Raw genomic sequence first — 13,222 nt, forward strand, 5'->3', positions numbered from 1 at the left:
CCGTATTAAATTAGAAAGTGACAGGGAATATATTTTAAGTAGAAGAAAATATTAATGTGGAAGGAGAGTGTCAGCGAGCAATTTATATACACTCGTAAATAATGATGGTAAGATCTTATACTGACTTTTTTGATGCCAATACTATTTTATAAAGAGTGACTAATTAACTGTAAAAAGGAAATAAAATGAAAGTGGAATTTAAACAAAAACAGACAGAACTTTTATCGCTGGGCGGATTGGGGGCCGAGCAATTTTTGTCCATCGCGATTGAAACCTCAAAGCAACTCGGTTGGGTTTTAGGTAATGTAAATGAAACGGGGTTTATAGCATATACAAGAAACGGCTTTTTTGCGTGGAATGCCGAAATTAAGATTAAAATTATAAGGGGAATGGCCACACTTCAAAGTCAATCGCTAGCCAACGAGTTCAGTGATGTGAGAGGGAATAAAATGAATATTGAAGTATTTGTCTCAACATTCAAAAACATCAATAACAAAGTATCGGGCCGCGAGCCAGATTTAAAATATATCACATCGAAAACAAGAATTGCTTAGACAAATCCACCATTACTCCAGACTCTTTTTGTTGAGCCTTTCAAAAGTTATTTAAAGTAGCGTGTCGGTGCAAATCGTTTCATTACTTTAGTTAACAAAGTCCTGGTTATTATATAGACTGTTAATCGGAAAGTTCTATCCAGACCGGCGCATGATCACTTGACTTCTGCCAGCCGCGAACGTCTCTATCGACTCCGGCAGCAACGAGACGCTTATCGACGTGAGGGCTCAATAAAAAATGATCGATCCGCAACCCTGCATTTCGACTATACGCATCGCGGAAATAATCCCAGAAAGTATATATTACTTCCTCCGGGTAGAGTTTCCGGATTGCGTCTACCCATCCCTGTGATACGAGTGTTTTAAATGCAGAACGGGTTTCCGGCCGGAAAAGGGCGTCATCCACCCAACGCTCAGGTTTGTAAACATCCAGTTCGGTCGGCATTACATTATAGTCCCCGGTAATTACAACCGGCGCACCGGAAGCAAAAAGGGTTGCTGCATGGGCTGTCAGCCTTTCAAACCATTTCAATTTGTAATCAAATTTTGGCCCCGGTGCTGGGTTGCCGTTGGGGAGATAGATGCACACAATAGTAATGCCATCCACTACAGCTTCTATATACCTGCTGTGAAGATCTTCGGAATCACCGGGGAGCGCCCGACGCACCTCTTCCGGCTTGCCCCTGCGGGAAAGGATGGCAACACCATTCCAACTCTTCTGGCCATGCCAGATAGCTTCATAACCCGCATCTGCTATGGCCTGTCCGGGAAATTTTTCCTGGGGCGCCTTTAACTCCTGCAGGCAAGCAACATCAGGTGATGTTTCTTTCAGCCAGCGAAGCAATACCGGCAAATGGCCGTTAACACCATTAATGTTGTAAGTGGCTATTTTCATAATAAAATTGCAGAATTTGTTTCGTAAATATTCGAATAAAATCCGGTTGTTAAAGATAATATCTATTGCGGAATAACCATTAGAGTATCACGGACAAGTTTGGTTTCCCATTTAGACACTACGAAGACTTAAACCTTATTATGTTGCATACGAAGACACAAAGAACACCAGGTATTTTGTATCGCGACCTTTGTGCCTTGGTGGGTAATTATTTTTGCAACTGAATCCAGTTCTGGAAGGTTATAAAAAATTAATACTTTTTCTTCAACATCGTAAGAGATAATTATTATAATTTTAAACGATGATAGAACAAACGGAGCTTATTGTTACTGAATGGAATTATTTTCCCCCCGCCGGCTTCAACGAGACCACAGATAAGATTCTTAGTTTTACTTCTTTGGAAGTCATGAAAAAAAGAGCGCCAACAAAAAAAGGAATTGCCTGCAGGTTTACGTGTTATTTTGTTATCGGACAAGAAAAAATTCTCGATTATGTGGGAGAAGATTCTTATGTTATTGACCTGCCGGATGTAATTGACAAGCATGAATTGATCAGAATGATCAGGAATTCTTTTTCCAAATTCAAGGATAAGTTTGACCTTAGAAAACTGGGTACCATCCTGCACGACAGAACGCTGGCTCCGCTGGAAGAGAGTAGTATTAATCTTGATGCAATACTTCCACTGTTAGTCTGATTACAGCTTGCTTTTGAAAAGAAATGAATTTTCTACAGCCATTCCACATCATCATTCCTCAAAATAATTCGTACTTTGGCGCCTGATTGACTACCACGACTACATACGATGCTATTATAGTTGGCGGAGGCCCATCGGGCAGTACCTGCGCTTATAACCTTGTAAAAGCTGGCGTACACACGTTACTGTTAGACAGAAATAATTTCCCGCGTGTAAAGCTTTGTGCCGGCTGGCTTTCTCCGCCTATATGGGATGTTCTCGGTTTAACACCCGGTGAATACCCGCGTGGTGTGTGGAAGTGGAACAGAGTACATATTAACTTTCGTGGTAAAAAATACATTGTTAAATCCGACGGGTATTTTGTGCGTCGTTATGAATTTGATGATTTTTTGTTGAAACGCAGTAACGTTGAAACTATTGAAGGATATAATGTGCGGCAAATTGAAAAAGACAGTGAAGGATGCTGGGTAATTGATAAAACATACCGGGCAAAGTATCTTATAGGAGCCGGCGGTACCCATTGCCCTGTGGCAAGGGCAGTCTTTCCCGAAAAAGAAAACCTGCAATGTGGAACCCAGGAACGGGAATTTGAAGGCAAGGCGGAAGAGATTGCGGCTACCCGTGCCGGTGAGGATGGAGAGCCGGAAATATTGTTGCACGATGACATGAAAGGGTATTCATGGAATGTGCCAAAAGGCAACTGGTTAAATGTGGGCACCGGTACAAAAGTATCCAGAGAAGTATTAACGGCGTGGGTGAAAGCCAGGGCATTCTTTGAAGGTGATGGTAAACGAGGAACGATACCACTTTCCTGCCGGCCGATGCTGGATAAAATGAAGGGGCATGGCTATATCATTTTTGAAAGAGACCACCTCAACTATTGCCAGTCTGGTAACGCATTTCTAATTGGTGACTCTCTGGGGCTTGCGCAACCAATGACCGGTGAGGGAATATTGCCGTCGGTGATTTCAGGAAAACTCTGCGCTACTGCGATTGCGGAAGGCGTTCCGGAAAAATATGGAGAAAGACTCCGGCAGCACCCTGTTATTTATGACTACCGGTTATTGCACGCAATACAAACAAAAGCAAAAAAGCTTTTTGGTGAAAAGAAAAATACGTCTTACAAGCAGTCGTTTATCCGCGACAGGATAATAGTAAAGGCTTTTGCGATGTTGTTTTCCGGCCGGCCAATTCCCGGGAGTCGTTTTTTAGCCAAATTGAAGAAATAAACGAAGTAATTATGCTGTTTAGCGCTTAGATACGTTTTGAGAAATTACTGTGATATAATAAATCATATTTATTGCCGTTCGAATAGATCATTGCTTTTTAAGGAAATTTTAATTACTGTAGGTGCTATCGATTGAACCTGTGTAATTGCCTGATTTTAAAAGTGATCTTGAATTTCAATAATTTGGTTTTTGAATTCCGATAAATCTATGGAAAAATGAGCATTACAAAACCTTCATCTCCTTTGAACAGGGTTGCAAGTTTTATAACTATTATTATAGGCTGTATTGTTGTGGCCGGGTGGCTTTTTAATATTTCTTCTCTTACAAGCCTGTTACCCGGCTATGGCATAATGAGAATGGATACGGCTTTCTGCTTTATTATGTCGGGGCTGTCGCTTTACCTTCAGCAGGATGGTCAACCAGGCAGTAAAGTTCGGAAATACACTGCCTTGGTTTGCGGCTCAATAGTATTGGCAATTGGGGCACTATCTCTTGCCTCAATAATATTTGGCTGGAATTTTGACTTTCAAAAGTTCCTTTGGCATTTAACGCACGCAGGAATTAGCGAGCAAACCACGGGAAGGATGAGCCTGATTGTATCTCTTAATTTTACACTGCTGGGTGTCATTTTCATCTTATTGGGCAAAAGAAATTATCATTTGATGTTGCAGGTGCTGCTGATCGCCATGATCCCCGGCTGCATGCTGGTAATTTTTAATCATCTTTTTGGTGTAAGTTTTTTAACCGCTATTCCGCTAAGGGCGCCTATAACTATGGTTTCGGCCTTGTTGTTTATTGTATTATGTATTGGAGTTTTCACGAGTCCCGCACTTGGTTATATTCACTACTCATTTGTAAAAAAAATAGCTGTTTTTTTTGTCCTAATCATCCTGGTACGTGGTACCGTTTTTTTCGCGATAGACAGGAACAACCAGCTTGTTGCCGACAAGGACATATGGCTATCTCACAGTCATAAAGTAATATTATTTACAGAAACACTTAACGACGAGGTCAACAATATTCAAAGCCTCACTAGAGGTTACATTATTACCGGTGATGAAAAGTTCCTCTTGATTGCCCGTAATTCCGCTGATACCATACAAAATATCATTTCGGGCCTGAGGGCGGTGACGGGGGACAATGCCGATCAGCGATCAATGGCAGATACACTCAATAAGTTTGTTACCGCGTTTATTGCATCTCAAAATGATTTGGTTAATATTAAACGAACAGAAGGTTTTGATGCGCTACAAAAAATGATCAGGGCAGGTGCAGGAACCGCGTTACTTGAAAAAATACATGCTTACACTTCAGCTATTGCCCAGCGGGAAGAACAAATTCTAACCGATCACAAAGCCAAAAACGACCTGATCGTGCGAAACTCTTCAAGATTGTTTATGGTATTCCAGTTGATTGCAGGTATACTCATGGTCATCGCTTTTAAGATGATATACGATCATGTGCGCCAGAGAAATAAGACTGAACTGGCACTCAATAAAAGTTTAAAAGAGACGTCGGACTATAAATATGCACTGAATGAATCATCTATCGTATCCATCACCAATGAAAAAGGAATCATCAAACATGTAAATGATAACTTTTGCAATATTTCAAAATATTCCCGGGAAGAGTTGTTAGGGCAGGATCATAATGTTATTAGATCCGGCTTTCATACAAAGGAATTTCTGCGCAGTATATGGCAGGTGCTGGAACAGGGAAGAATATGGAGGGGCGAATTAAAAAATAAAGCTAAAGATGGCACCTATTATTGGGTAGATAGTATTATTGTTCCCTTCCTTGACGAAGCGGGCAAGCCGTATCAATACCTTGCGCTACACTCGGACATCACCCAGCGAAAAGAACTGGAAGAAGAAATAATGCTGATGAACCGGGAACTGCAAAAGATGGTGGAGGAAAAAACAAGGGAAGTAATTGAAAAGGAACAACAGTACCGGTTTCTTTTTCAAAATATGCGGGAGGGCATTCAAATTATTGGCAGCGACTGGAAGTATTTATTTGTGAACAGTTCGGCAATTGAACATAATGGATATTCGCAGGATGACCTGATCGGTTTTACAATGATGGAAAAATATCCCGGTATTGAAAAAACCGATTTGTTTCGCGTTCTTGAAAACTGTATGGAAAATCGGAGTGCTGATGTTTTGGAAACTGAATTTAAATTCCCGGATGGTAAGAGCCGATGGTTTAAAATGAGTATTCAACCAGTGGCAGGAGGAATCTCCATCCTGTCAATGGATATTGATGAACGCAAAAAAGTAGAGCAGCAATTAATGGAGAGCGAAAGGTTCCTGAATGAAACACAGAAAGTTTCAAAAATAGGAAGCTACGTTCTTGACTTTAAAAGCGGTATCTGGAAAGGCTCCCGGGTGCTGGATAATCTTTTTGGATTAACATCAGATTACGAGCATACCATTGAAGGCTGGATATCGGTTATTCATCCTGAAGACCAGGCAATGATGGCCGATTATTTAGCTGTAGAAGTAATTGGCAAAAGCCAACGGTTTGATAAAGAATATAGGATAATAAATAAGGAAACGAAAAAAGTGCGTTTTGTATATGGAATTGGTGATCTTGAATTTGATGCTGATGGCACCCTTTATAAAATGATGGGTACCATACAAGACATAACTGAAAGAAAACGTTTGGAAAAAGAATTGGCAGAACAAAAACTTAAAGAGCAAAAGCTTATCAATGAAATTATTATACAAACGCAGGAGAAAGAAAGGAAAGAATTAGGAAGAGAGCTCCACGACAATGTAAACCAGATCCTTGCCATCGTTAAAATGTATCTTGGCATGCTTAACTCCGGCGATTATGTATCGGAAGATAACTTACTGGAAAAAAGCTATGAATATGTCGATGACGCCATGAAGGAGATTAGAAAATTATCCCACTCGCTCGTAGCTCCATCATTGGGAAATCTCGGCCTCAAAGAATCTTTACAGGTACTGGCAAAAGATGCTAATTTACTTAATGGCCTAAAGGTTTATTTAGATATTGAAGAAACATTTACTGAAGACGGCATAGATAAGACCAAAGAATTAATGCTCTACAGAGTAGTACAGGAACAGTTGAATAATATTACTAAATATGCCAAAGCTAATGAAGCTTTTATCAACCTTAAAATGGAAAATAACACCTTGCTTTTAACCATCGCAGATGATGGTGTTGGATTCGATACAAATCAGAAATCTACCGGCGGTATTGGTTTATCAAATATGAAGAGCCGAATAGAGTTTTATTCCGGCAAACTAAATATCATCTCAGCACCCCAACAGGGATGCAAAATTGAAATCTCTATACCCTCAGTATAATGTTGAAACTTAAACCCCGAATGAACTGCCACATCCGCAGGTAGAACTGGCATTCGGATTATTAAATGTAAACCCTCTTGAGTTGAGGCCACCTTCAAAATTTATCTCCATGTCTAACAGATAAATGCCATGGGCGGGGTTAATTATACACGGAATGCCATCTACTTCAAAATATTCATCTTTCTCTGTTTTCGACTCAAAATCAAGCACATAAGACATACCGGAACATCCACCACCCTTCACGCCTACACGCAAAAATTTTCCCTTGTCAAAATTTTCCTGCGCCATCAGGCGTTTTATCTCGTTAACGGCACCATTTGTAAACGTTACAGGGGTTTTATTCAGCGTTTCCATAATAATTTTTTATTTGCAATGAAAATAACTTGCTTTTTCAAACGTTTCTTGTTCCGTAATTATAGTTGTTACTCAATTGCAAATTTACAATCCTTTCTTAAGAGAATTACTATTTTTGACTTAAATTATCACAATGTCAACATTTGAAACCATCGCTATTATTCTTCTTGGTGTAATATTTTTAGCGGTCATCTGGATGATCACAGACTTCGCAGCTTTAAAAAAAGATATCCGGGAAAAAGTGGGTCCTAATCCTGAGACTTTAAAACTTAGGTTGCAGGCTTATGAAAGGTTAACATTGCTTGCCGAAAGAATTTCACTTCAAAATTTATTATCCCGTGTTCCCAATGCAGGGCTTTCTTCACGGCAAATGCAAAATTCGTTGATAGATGCCATAAAACAGGAATATGATTATAATGTGAGCCAGCAAGTATATGTTTCACCCGAATTGTGGCGGGCTGTTAATAATCTGAAAGAACAAAATATTTACGTAGTAAACCAGCTAGCGTCTACCATGCCATTCCAGGCTTCGGCAATGGACCTCAACAAACAGATCATAGATTTTTTGATTACCAATCCCAAGGCCTCTCTTCATAATATTGTTTTGGAAGCCCTTAACTTTGAGGCCAAAAAAATAATGTAAGCCATTCAATTTCATTTTTCATGAGAATGGTTATTAATTTGAAAAATGAAAGAAGCCGACAAAAAATATACCGACAGCGGAATTGAAATAAAGAAGGTGTATACGTACACTGACTTATATCAATCTCCCACTCCCAAAAGTTTTGAAGAGGTTCCTGGCAATTTTCCGTTTACCCGCGGCATTCAGCCGGACATGTATCGCGGCAGATTGTGGACCATGCGGCAATATGCCGGCTTCAGCACGGCTGAAGAAAGCAATAAGCGATATCATTACCTAATTTCGCAGGGCGTAAATGGCCTTAGCGTTGCTTTTGATCTCCCTACTCAAATTGGTTACGACAGCGACCATCCGTTGTCTGAAGGTGAAGTAGGAAAAGTGGGGGTTGCCATCGATTCTATCGATGATATGGAAGCCTTGTTTAAGGGCATTCGTTTACAGGATATTTCAACTTCAATGACCATAAATGCAACCGGGTTTATTTTACTGGCATTTTATGTGGCGGTAGCAAAAAAACAAGAAGCTGATCTTTCAAAAATACAGGGCACCATTCAAAACGATATTTTAAAAGAATATGCTGCAAGGGGCACTTACATCTATCCGCCAAAACCATCCATGCGAATCATCACCGATATTTTTGAATGGTGCAGTAAGGAACTACCCAAATGGAATACGATTTCAATATCAGGCTATCACATCCGCGAAGCAGGAAGCACAGCAGTTCAGGAAATTGCTTTTACGCTTGCTAACGGTAAAGCATACGTTCAGGCTGCAATTAATAAGGGTCTTGACATAAACGTTTTTGGTAAAAGGCTTTCCTTCTTCTTTAATTCGCATAATAATCTTTTTGAAGAAGTAGCGAAGTTTAGGGCGGCCCGGAGAATGTGGGCAAAAATCATGAAAGAAGCCGGGGCAACCGATGAAAAAGCTATGATGCTTCGATTTCATACCCAAACAGGTGGGAGTACATTAACAGCTCAACAGCCTTTAAATAATATAAGCAGGGTTACCGTGCAAACGCTGGCCGCCGTGCTTGGCGGAACCCAAAGCCTTCATACTAACGGTTATGATGAAGCGCTGAACCTTCCCACCGAGGACGCTGCTTCCATAGCGCTGCGCACCCAGCAAATTATTGCTTTCGAGAGCGGCGTAACGGATACGGCAGACCCGCTTGCAGGAAGTTATTTTGTAGAAAAGCTTACGGCTGATGTTGAAAATGCAGCCTGGGAATTGATAGAAAGGATTGACAAAATGGGTGGCGGTGTTGCTGCTATAGAGCAGGGCTTTATTCAAAATGAAATAGCGTCGAGCGCTTACACTTTTCAGCGAAAAGTAGAATCGGGCGAAAAAATAATTGTGGGTGTAAATGCGTTTACAGGGGGACAGGACGCAGCCCCACCCTCTTTCAGAATAAACGATAATATTAGAAGGATACAAACAGAAAAGCTGCAGCAATTAAGAAAGGAAAGAGACAATGTTGCCGCTTCGGACTGCATAAAAAAAATAAAAGATTGTGCAACAAATAATCAAAATTTGATGCCTGTCGTAATAGCTGCCGTTGAAAATTTTTGCACCTTAGGTGAAATTTCCGATGCACTTCGGGCTGTTTTTGGGGAATACAAATAATTCGCATTAAACCACTTTATGAAACAAACACTGCTTCTACTGTTTTTATTTTCATTTGCTACCTTAACGAAGGCGCAAAAGTATGTGCTGCTCGACCAACATATGGCAGACCCTGTAAAATATTCCAACACCATTACCCCGGTTGATAAGTTCAATGACCTTTTTCCCGTTGAAAAAAAATTGGTGCCCGAATTTTTAAAAGCATTGAAAGAGATAGAAAATAAGCTTTCATCGAAACCGCCCTTTGGAAAAATAAATGATTATGAAATAGGTTGTATAAGATTTACCGGCAGAGCAATTATGCTTGCTGCCGGCGAGCGAATTGATTATGTAATTACTTCCTCCTGCGACAATGTCAAGATCTCTATGCATTTATCTGACGCAAAATTGAGTAACAAAGGCAACGCGTTCTTCATTAAAACATGGATACAGTACATTAGAAGTTATGTAAAATAAATCTGCCTATTCCCTGGTCAGCATGAGCAAATAAGGATGCGTTATAATGAAGGATAGAAAGTCCTGGTACGGTTAACTCTTAAATCATGTAACAATGACGATTTAGGACTGATATTAATACTGAAGAAGCGGGATAGCGGACTTTGAGAAACCGCAATGGACATTTGCCAGCAGTGCAAGTCTCTTGATAAAGAGATAGAAACCTGGTTAAGCTGCCCCTGTGTAATGTTATAGTAGCCATTAAGGGACGCCTGCCATTTTTTTGTAATTCCCAAAGTGCCTCCAAAATTTACATTTTGAGAAAGTGTTTTTACAAATCCCTGCGGCACATAATAATTTTTGCTATAGGTTAAGGCGTACGACAAATTCACCGACCAGGGGATACTAAAATCCGCAAATTCGCCAGGGTTATTTCTTATATATGCCGACTCGGCGTCGTACTGATCCTGCGTGTACCCAAGGTCGTTAATACCGTTGGTATTAGAAGTAAGTTCCGTTTTGGATTTATTGTCTTTCTTCCCACCCTGAAGAGAAGTTGATAGAGAAATATTCCCGCTAATAAGCCGTCCAAGCGTTAGGAGACGATGCTTCCACACCAAAGTATGCAGCCTGCGGCCCTGGCCATCCAGTTCATAGGGATCTAACACACCGCTTGCTGTTATATTTATTTTATTAAAAAGATTACTTCTCAAAGAAATGGGGAGATCGCTTAAGGGGTAACTAAGCGAATCGGCAAAGAAATTATAGCTTCCGCTAATGCTGAATCCGTCAAGTATAGAAATTTTCTTAATAGCATTTTCACCAGTGTCTTTTTTGTTACGCACCTTCATCGAAATATTATTATCGATACCAAAATTAAGCCCGCCGAATCTTCCCCCAGAGTAAGGGCCGTAAATATTATTTCTTTGGTAAACAGAAAATTTTTGTTTGTCGCCGGCTGTATCATACTGCGTATAATAAAAACTGTTTTTATTAAAATCGGGCTTATAGCTTACACCCAATGTTGGTGTTATTTCATGTCTTATCGCCACTATTTTCGAATCTTTGCTTTTTGAAGTTATTAACCCAAAGATCCTGGTCGACACACTCAAGCCAAAAGCCATATCCCGTGCGGTGTAAAAACCTTTTTGTACCGAGGTGTCCAACCTTCCTTTGGTATCATTCCAACTGTATCGTGTTTTTGTCTGGTACCAGGTTTCATCATAGCTAACGGAGGGGCCTACCTGAAATGCGCCGATCTGAGGAAGTGACAAGCTGATGGGAACCGAATGATGGAACCCGAATTGAAGCGTATCCGCAATTTGCTGAAAAATATGCGGAAGCGTATCATAGAACGAAAAACGGTTTTGCGCACTTCCGTTGTATGCAATACCAATATTTTCATACCATTTAGGCGTGCCGACTGATTCTTTTTTTCGGAAGGGATAAACAGTGGCCACATTAAATCCCACATCGGGAAGGTTAATGTTGATAATCTTTAAATTGGTATTCTGGTTATGATTAGCGGTTATGGTTAAATTAAAAGGTTTATCCTTCCATGTTTTGGAATAAGAAATAGAAGACTGCAACTGGTTATTGAAATTTACATTAGGATTATCGGGAACATTAGAATTATAGCTGCTGCTTCCTGCGTTGACGCTGGCAGAGAAATTTACCCCAGGCCTTGCCTTGGTATCCATGGTGTGGCTCCACGCGATATGATAACTTCGGTTGTGCACAAAGTCCGGGTCGCCCTTAAAATTGGTATTAAAGTTTTGCACATCAAATTCAAGGTTTCCGCTATAGTGGTAATTTTTTTTATATCTCGGGTTCACCTTAAATATCCATCCCCCATACGAATAAACGCTGCCGCTAAAAATAACATCCCAATAATCGTTTATTACTTTGTAATAACCCAGGTTCTCAAGTCCCAGGCCTCTTTGCTGGTTAGTTGTGAAAGTGGCCTGTAACAGACCCGAATGCCTTGCCTGGTTTAACGGATAAATACCAAACGGAAAATAAATGGGAATGGGCACTCCTTCAAATTCAGGATGGACGGGCCCGGTAATTGCCATCTTATTGTTAATGAATTTTATTTTATTACTCACAAAGGCAAAGTGTGGCGTATCAAGGTTACAGGTTGTGAATCTTCCACGCAATGCATAAAAAACATTATTGTCTATCTTTTTAATCGTTTGGCCATACACATACATTTCTCCCTGCGTGGTATAGGTGCTTTTAGTGATGCCCTTCCCGCTTTTCATATTAAATTTTATGGAATCGCTTTCCGACAGAAAATCGCCCTGCTTATAAGTGGGCAGCGAAACTACTTTGCCGGTACTATCTCTTTTTATTGAAGCGATAATATTACCTGTTTCCTGGTCTAATGCTATAATGGGCGCCGTGAGATTATTGTCTTTATATTGAGTGGTTGCTTTGGTCCCATACAATGTTATCGTTTTTTCAGGAACGCTTACTACCATAGAATCTTCAGCAGTATATTCAATAACAGTATCAGGGGCATTTTTTGAGGTGGCAAATTTCAGGGTATCGGCATTCTTTTTTAAAATGGAAGTATCCGTAGCAAGTGAATCAATATTATTGATGTGAATTGTATCTGTTGTTTCAACAATTTTTTTTGGTAAAGTATCGTTTTGAGTTTTTAGCTTTTCCAGTGAACGGGTATTTTTTTTTGCGGATGGTAATGTTGTATCTGATGGCGAAGTTAAAAATGTGTGAAATAAAGTAGAATAAGAATGTTTATCCCTGCTTTGAACCGTTAGAATACATAGAATGACTGAAACCATTAATGCCAATATGTATTTTACGCTAACTTTGTTTATCATGTTCATAGCAGTAGGAAACAAAAATAGAACTAATCCCATTAAGGATTTGTGAAGATTATAAAACTAAAATTACTGATCCCATTAAAACCACATAAGTAAATGTTTGTATCTAAATCCCGTCTTTCTTCTTTTCTTTTATTTTCATTTTTATTATTTCTCTTCACCGCTGCCGATGCTCAATCGACAAGAAAAATTAAAACAATAATTGTGGATGCCGGCCATGGCGGAACGGATGATGGCGCCCGCAGTGAATATGAAGGTTCATTAAACTCCAAAGAAAAAAATGTAACGCTCGCTATCGCATTAAAGTTGGTTGCAGAACTAAAGAAAGAATTACCGGACGTTAATATCATTCCGACACGTACAACTGATATTTATCAAAACCCCAGGGAAAAAGCGCAGATCGCCAATGACTATCATGGCGACCTGTTTGTATGTATTCATGCCGATGCAGTAGTGCTCCGAACTGCTTCGAGAATTATCGGCCATCATAAAGAAACTTATTATACGGTTAAATATATTGGTAAAGGAAAAAAAAGAAAAAACATCAGAACGCCACATACACACATTGTGCCTACACGCCAATATTATAAATTGCCTACCGACAGAAAAGG

At 39.9% G+C, this 13,222-nt stretch carries 11 protein-coding genes; 8 read left to right on the plus strand and 3 right to left on the minus strand.

Going from position 1 to position 13,222, the window contains the following annotated elements; genetic code table 11:
• Positions 1-185 precede the first annotated feature (185 nt).
• Complete coding sequence (locus ACO1O5_RS05105) at positions 186-554, plus strand: hypothetical protein (RefSeq protein ID WP_486268760.1); 369 nt, start codon at positions 186-188, stop codon at positions 552-554.
• A 121-nt stretch (positions 555-675) separates the two neighbouring features.
• On the opposite strand, the gene xth is transcribed toward ACO1O5_RS05105, so the two are convergent.
• Positions 676-1,449 (minus strand): exodeoxyribonuclease III, encoded by a 774-nt coding sequence (gene xth, locus ACO1O5_RS05110; RefSeq protein WP_486268761.1) that lies wholly within the window; start codon positions 1,447-1,449, stop codon positions 676-678.
• Between the two features lie 301 nt (positions 1,450-1,750).
• Here xth and ACO1O5_RS05115 point away from each other — a divergent pair, with 301 nt between their 5' ends.
• The 3 genes from ACO1O5_RS05115 (at position 1,751) to ACO1O5_RS05125 (ending at position 6,707) form a co-directional block, all read left to right on the plus strand.
• A complete protein-coding gene (locus ACO1O5_RS05115) occupies positions 1,751-2,143 on the plus strand; it encodes a hypothetical protein (RefSeq protein ID WP_486268762.1) in 393 nt (130 codons plus the stop codon).
• Between the two features lie 86 nt (positions 2,144-2,229).
• Positions 2,230-3,372: an FAD-dependent monooxygenase gene (locus ACO1O5_RS05120; protein ID WP_486268763.1), complete on the plus strand. Its 1,143-nt coding sequence runs from the start codon at positions 2,230-2,232 to the stop codon at positions 3,370-3,372.
• A 215-nt stretch (positions 3,373-3,587) separates the two neighbouring features.
• A complete protein-coding gene (locus ACO1O5_RS05125) occupies positions 3,588-6,707 on the plus strand; it encodes a PAS domain S-box protein (RefSeq protein WP_486268764.1) in 3,120 nt (1,039 codons plus the stop codon).
• A 9-nt stretch (positions 6,708-6,716) separates the two neighbouring features.
• Here ACO1O5_RS05125 and ACO1O5_RS05130 read toward each other — a convergent pair whose 3' ends face one another.
• The gene (locus tag ACO1O5_RS05130) at positions 6,717-7,061 is read right to left on the minus strand and encodes a HesB/IscA family protein (protein WP_486268765.1); all 345 of its coding nucleotides are present in this window, start codon (positions 7,059-7,061) and stop codon (positions 6,717-6,719) included.
• A 133-nt stretch (positions 7,062-7,194) separates the two neighbouring features.
• Between ACO1O5_RS05130 and ACO1O5_RS05135 the strand changes: the two genes are divergently transcribed.
• From ACO1O5_RS05135 to ACO1O5_RS05145, 3 genes are read left to right on the plus strand one after another with little or no spacing between them, the layout of a single operon-like run.
• The gene (locus ACO1O5_RS05135) at positions 7,195-7,704 is read left to right on the plus strand and encodes a DUF7935 family protein (RefSeq protein ID WP_486268766.1); all 510 of its coding nucleotides are present in this window, start codon (positions 7,195-7,197) and stop codon (positions 7,702-7,704) included.
• 45 nt (positions 7,705-7,749) lie between these two features.
• The gene (locus ACO1O5_RS05140) at positions 7,750-9,327 is read left to right on the plus strand and encodes an acyl-CoA mutase large subunit family protein (RefSeq protein ID WP_486268767.1); all 1,578 of its coding nucleotides are present in this window, start codon (positions 7,750-7,752) and stop codon (positions 9,325-9,327) included.
• 18 nt (positions 9,328-9,345) lie between these two features.
• Complete coding sequence (locus ACO1O5_RS05145) at positions 9,346-9,783, plus strand: hypothetical protein (RefSeq protein WP_486268768.1); 438 nt, start codon at positions 9,346-9,348, stop codon at positions 9,781-9,783.
• 41 nt (positions 9,784-9,824) lie between these two features.
• On the opposite strand, the gene ACO1O5_RS05150 is transcribed toward ACO1O5_RS05145, so the two are convergent.
• Positions 9,825-12,608, minus strand: a complete 2,784-nt coding sequence (locus ACO1O5_RS05150) for a putative LPS assembly protein LptD (protein WP_486268769.1) — start codon at positions 12,606-12,608, stop codon at positions 9,825-9,827.
• A 99-nt stretch (positions 12,609-12,707) separates the two neighbouring features.
• On the opposite strand from ACO1O5_RS05150, the gene ACO1O5_RS05155 reads away from it, so the two are divergent.
• Positions 12,708-13,222, plus strand: a 515-nt coding sequence (locus ACO1O5_RS05155; protein WP_486268770.1) for an N-acetylmuramoyl-L-alanine amidase family protein, incomplete at its 3' end; no start/stop codon positions are given.

It is taken from the genome of Ginsengibacter sp. (assembly GCF_057362405.1).

Bases quoted from the DNA above. Each gene is read 5' to 3' on its own strand.
- ACO1O5_RS05105 (WP_486268760.1), top strand. From the start codon at position 186: ATGAAAGTGGAATTTAAACAAAAACAGACAGAACTTTTATCGCTGGGC.
- ACO1O5_RS05130 (WP_486268765.1), bottom strand. From the start codon at position 7,061: ATGGAAACGCTGAATAAAACCCCTGTAACGTTTACAAATGGTGCCGTT.
- ACO1O5_RS05125 (WP_486268764.1), top strand. From the start codon at position 3,588: ATGAGCATTACAAAACCTTCATCTCCTTTGAACAGGGTTGCAAGTTTT.
- ACO1O5_RS05115 (WP_486268762.1), top strand. From the start codon at position 1,751: ATGATAGAACAAACGGAGCTTATTGTTACTGAATGGAATTATTTTCCC.
- ACO1O5_RS05145 (WP_486268768.1), top strand. From the start codon at position 9,346: ATGAAACAAACACTGCTTCTACTGTTTTTATTTTCATTTGCTACCTTA.
- ACO1O5_RS05140 (WP_486268767.1), top strand. From the start codon at position 7,750: ATGAAAGAAGCCGACAAAAAATATACCGACAGCGGAATTGAAATAAAG.
- xth (WP_486268761.1), bottom strand. From the start codon at position 1,449: ATGAAAATAGCCACTTACAACATTAATGGTGTTAACGGCCATTTGCCG.
- ACO1O5_RS05135 (WP_486268766.1), top strand. From the start codon at position 7,195: ATGTCAACATTTGAAACCATCGCTATTATTCTTCTTGGTGTAATATTT.
- ACO1O5_RS05150 (WP_486268769.1), bottom strand. From the start codon at position 12,608: ATGATAAACAAAGTTAGCGTAAAATACATATTGGCATTAATGGTTTCA.